Raw genomic sequence first — 4,273 nt, forward strand, 5'->3', positions numbered from 1 at the left:
CGGCGATGCCGGTGGCGATCTTGCTGGCCGCTGAAGTAAGGTCGCGCCGTTCGATGCTGGCGGTCAGTTCAGCCAGGCGTGCGCGCTCAGCCGCAAGGGCCTGCTCGCTGCTGGCATACAGCTGTTCGAAGTCGCCACGGGCCTTGGCTGCGTCTCGCTCCTGCTGCGTGCGGGCTTCTTCAGCTTCACGGCGCAGGCGCTTTGCCTCCTTGGCTTCGTCCAGCAGCGTCTGGTTCTGACGCTTCAGGCCTTCAAGGTCGGCACCGCCAGTTGGCAGCCCTTCCACGGCCAGCACGTAATCTTCGCCCTGGGCCTTGTAGAAGGCTTGCAGGGAGGGCTCGAGTGCGTCGTATGCAGCCTTGTCGATCAAGTATTTCATGTCATCCCCCGGATGATTTGCCGTTGGCTCAGCCTCGGGCGTAAAAAAACCGGCTCATGGCCGGCTGTTCATAGTCCCGCTCGCTCGAAGGCCAGCGGTTCAAGGTCTTTCAGTTGCTGAAGGGTCAGGGTTTTGCCGTTGTCGTCGACGAACTTGTCGAGGGTCAGATCGCCCTTGCTGAACAGCGCGTAGCGGTTCGGCCCAAGGATGTCGCGCTGAAAGGCTGCAGGCTGGCGTGAAAGCCAGTCCTGATAGCTCGTCTTGCTCGACACCATGGCCACGCCGTCAGGTCCGATTGAGGGCCGGGTAGAGCCTGGTATCTCGCGGGCAAACTCATCTTTGAGGACCGGCACCAGCGTTGTGCGGCACCCCCAGTGATAGGGTGGCTTTGGCCCATCCAGCGGAATGATCGTCTGATCGATGCCCATGCAGTACAGCGTGGTGCTGGAGTCGAGCGTGGCGATCCGCCGCATGCCTTTGAGGATGTCGTCGTTGGCCTTTAGCGTTTCCACGCGCGCCGTGCTGGCAATGTGGTTGGTCATGGTGCGAACCAGTGACGTAGCCTGGTCCTGGTGCAGTTGGTGGATGCTGGTCAGGCGCCGCCCTATCTGTTGGCTGGTCTCGCCCAGGCTTGAGCCAATCTGGATCTCACCGATAATCTCGGCCGCCTTCTTGGTGCCGAACTGGTCGAGCGCGCCGCTGATGCTGATGCGCTGAATGCCATTGCGAGCCTCCAGCAGCAGAGGATCAGCCAGCGCCGCAGCGCTCACCATCTCCGCCGACGGCACGTTGAGCTGAACAACGGCCTTGATGACCTTGCCCAGCATCTTCCCGTTGAATTCAGCCTCATAGGCTGCGAACTCACCAAGGTCCAGCTGTGCGCGGCCCTTCAAGTCGTCGTAGATGCCCCGCAAATCGCCCTGGAGCGTTTCTATCTGCGAAGTGTAACGACGAGTGCCGTAATCACTCAGGCCTCCCGTAACTCGATCCTTTGCCGTCTTGATGGCCTTGCTGATGAATGCCGCCACCCGCTTCAGGTTCCCGCCCGCGTATCGCTGGACGTAGATCTGGTGCCGGGTGGTGGCGTCCGTCAGATAGCCCTCGCTACTCATCGTTCACCTCGGGCTTCTTGTCGGGCGGCACAACCGGCTCTGGCTCACTGCCAACCACCGGCGCCTCTTCCTCGCGGTCGGCATCGATGTCCTCGTCAGCGCGATCCGAATCCAGCACGCCGGACTGGCGCAGGTTGGTGCGGAAGTCTTTCTTGGCGATGATCCCCTGCTGCCACAACTGCATCTGGGCCAGGATCATCTGCGCATCCATGACTTCATCGAAGAACTCTTGGTTGAGCCAGAAGACAGTGCCCTCTTCGTCAACCTCGCCAGCCATGAAGCGCTGGGCGTCGAAAAGAGCATTGCGCATGGCCTCAGACACGTTACCGGCAATGGTGCCCAGCACGCTGTTGTCGGAGCTGTACCGGATGCGCACGGCTTCGGCAGTCTCGGCACCGCTGCCTTGCTGGACGATACGGGCGCCGATCATGAGCATCTGCTGCTCTTTGTCCTTCATCAGCTCGCGGGCCAGCTGGGTTTCGTTGGCCTGCAACAGCGTTGCCGTGCCAGTGGCGCCCAGGTTATGGCCGCGCCGTGAGCCGATGTGCAAGCCGTTCGGGTTGGCCTTTACGAAATCGTCCGTGTTGATCGATGTGGTGATGAACAGGGTCGGCTGCGAACTGATGAACCCCGACTCTTCCACCGTGGCGCTGTTGCCGTAGTGGAGGATGTTGACCTCGGCCAGGTCTTCGAGCGGCGCCTTGTCGATGCTGGCGTCGTTGTTCTCTGAGCCGAAGAAGTGGAAAGGGATGTGGTCGAATGGCTTGCCAGCCTTGTCGGTCGGCTCGGTTTCCTTACCTTCGGGATCGTCAGCACTGTACACGGCCTGCACATATCGGCCGCCGCGCATCATCAGCGCCCGGTATTGATCCTTGGCCGTGAACTCGAAACCGTCCTCTGTCGGCTCGTTGATCTTTTCATGCAGCACCACCAGCGTGAGTCGGCGCACACCATCGATCACGTCTTCGCGCCAGTTGACGATGCTCTCGGCGCAGTAGAGGTGGATGTAGGCCCGTGCATTGGCCGCCTGGGCAACCGTCAGCGCCGTCTGGCCTTCTGGCAGTTCCACCTTAGGGAAGTCTGTCAGGAAGCCACCGCGCCCTGTGTCGAGGCACTCGCCTGTGGATTCCTTGCTGACCTGCTCCAAGCTGGCACCGTTGCCGCTGAGGTTCTCGACCAGGTACTCAATGGCCGACGGCAACTCGATCTCTGCGGTCTTGCGGAACACCGCGCCCAGCAAGCCGGTGCGAGTACGCCCCACTACGTTCAGGAACATGGCGCGCTTCTTCAATTGATCGTACCGCGCCTTGTTCTCGTCCGACTGGTTGAGTGGGTCAGGCATTGGCAGATATTCGTTGTACTTGCGGATCTCTCGCGGCCCGGCTACGCAACGCTTGACCAGCTGCCAACCGGGCAAGGCGTCGTCGTACTCCTGCCTGATGGCGCTGTAGTTGGGCATATGGGCCTCAGAATGTGAATGTGACGGGGATATGGGTCATTGCTACGCGCTTGGTCTTGGCCACTGCGAAGTAGCGGAATGCGTCAGCAGGGTGGGATGCCCAGTCGTGAAGCGGCCGGTCTTTCCAGCAGCCCTTCTTGTCGTCCCACTCTTTGCGGTAATTCTCCAGGGCGGTGATGCCTTCTTCGCACTTGGATTCATCGAATGCGCAATGGGCCAGGATCTCCCGCGCCTGATCGATGCCGTCGTCTACACCGATCTTGGGCACCACCTGGAAGGTCATGCGGTAGTGCTGGCCGTCGATCTCGTAACCCTCTCGGGCCATCTCGCGGCGGGTCTTGGCATCACTGCTGAATTCGCGGTTGTCGATGTCGTGCGGCCCCCAGTGCTCGGAGTACACGTAGCCACGATCCTTCAGCACCTTCATGTAGTGCCGCAGGCCTTCGCCGCTGTTCTGGTAGAAGTCAATGACATGAAACTCGGCGCCGACCTGGCGCACGAACCAAATGGCCGTTGAGTCGCCGACGCCGATGTCCCAAAAGGTCATCACCGGCTGGTGGCTGTTGTCCGGCAGCACACCGATGCGCTGGGAGGCGTAAAGCTTGGTGAACTGCCTGGCGTAGTAGGCGCCTTCGATTGACTGCTGGAAGGCCTCGGCGGGGATCGACGGGTATTCCCGCTTCATGTCGTCGCCGAGCGTCTTCTCCTTGGCTGCGTACCAGGCGCGCTGGCCTGGGTTCGTGACAATCCCGTGCTTGGCTGCCAGCTCTTCGAAGTAGATGCTCAGGCGGTCAGGGATGATCGCTGTAGCCGGGTCGAGCCAGTAGGCCTTGTTGTTCCACCAGCTGAAGAAAAAGAATTTCCAATCCAGCAGGCCCAGGGCCACGCCGGACAGTTGCTGCTTCTCAGCGCTTTGCGAGTACTCGAAGAAGTAGCCGGCCCGGCCTTCCGCTGTTGATTCGATGGTGACAAAGCAGTCAGTAGCCACGGCCTCGAAGGCGCCAGTGACGATTTCGCGGGCCTTGTGTGGGAACTTGGCGCAGATCTTCCCGAACTCGGACACGTGCAGGTAACGCAGCGTGCCGCCCCGGAATGAAGTACTGACGTAGAGCGATCCGCCCTTGCTGAATACCAGTTCACCGGCTGCGTCATTACTCGCAGGGTTCGCGGCGCGAATCTCTTTCGGCAGATTGTCGTAGGCGTACTTCACCTTTTCCCGAAACAGGCGCTTGGCGTCGTTCAGGGTGTGAGCGATCAAGGCGCACTTGGCTGACTCGAATAGAGCCGCGTCCAGCTGGATGATGCAGCACTCAGTGGTGAAGC

At 60.7% G+C, this 4,273-nt stretch carries 3 protein-coding genes and 1 pseudogene; all 4 read right to left on the minus strand.

The window, feature by feature from the left end; all coding sequences use genetic code 11:
- Window positions 1-379, minus strand: a pseudogene (locus tag FEM54_RS25870) (hypothetical protein); the annotation flags it as partial.
- Between the two features lie 68 nt (window positions 380-447).
- Complete coding sequence (locus FEM54_RS25875) at window positions 448-1,491, minus strand: structural protein (RefSeq protein ID WP_138453591.1); 1,044 nt, start codon at window positions 1,489-1,491, stop codon at window positions 448-450.
- Entirely contained in the window at window positions 1,484-2,950 is a 1,467-nt protein-coding gene (locus FEM54_RS25880; RefSeq protein ID WP_138453592.1) for a DUF4055 domain-containing protein, read from the minus strand. Before FEM54_RS25880 ends, FEM54_RS25875 begins: the two co-directional genes overlap by 8 nt.
- A 7-nt stretch (window positions 2,951-2,957) precedes the next feature.
- A partial coding sequence (locus FEM54_RS25885) for a terminase (RefSeq protein ID WP_138453593.1) occupies window positions 2,958-4,273 on the minus strand: 1,316 nt, incomplete at its 5' end.

Origin of the sequence: Pseudomonas edaphica (assembly GCF_005863185.1) — a bacterium.
GTDB classification, from domain to species: domain Bacteria; phylum Pseudomonadota; class Gammaproteobacteria; order Pseudomonadales; family Pseudomonadaceae; genus Aquipseudomonas; species Aquipseudomonas edaphica.

Coding starts and splice junctions, on each gene's coding strand:
- FEM54_RS25875 (WP_138453591.1), bottom strand. CDS start 1,491: ATGAGTAGCGAGGGCTATCTGACGGACGCCACCACCCGGCACCAGATC.
- FEM54_RS25880 (WP_138453592.1), bottom strand. CDS start 2,950: ATGCCCAACTACAGCGCCATCAGGCAGGAGTACGACGACGCCTTGCCC.